Raw genomic sequence first — 225 nt, forward strand, 5'->3', positions numbered from 1 at the left:
GGGTGCCTCCCGGGTGGCCGGGTCCGGTGGTGAGGGCGGTGCGCAGCCGGTGGCGGGCGCGCAGCGCACGGGACTTGACGGTGCCTTCGGGGATGCCGAGGAGGCGGGCGGTCTCGCGGGTGCTGAGCCCGTCCACGACGGTCATCCGCAGCACCTCGCCGAGTTCGGCGGGCAGCCTGCCGAGCGCCTCGCCCGCGTCCCCGTACGCGAGCCCGGACAGGACGC

The 225-nt window shown here is 77.3% G+C and carries 1 protein-coding gene; it reads right to left on the reverse strand.

Annotated features, from left to right (window positions below):
• Nucleotides 1-225 (reverse strand): sigma factor-like helix-turn-helix DNA-binding protein (locus G3I42_RS27425; protein WP_275405305.1); only part of this gene is annotated, 225 nt, incomplete at both ends.

It is taken from the genome of Streptomyces sp. SID11385 (assembly GCF_010548245.1).
Classification (GTDB): Bacteria; Actinomycetota; Actinomycetes; order Streptomycetales; family Streptomycetaceae; genus Streptomyces.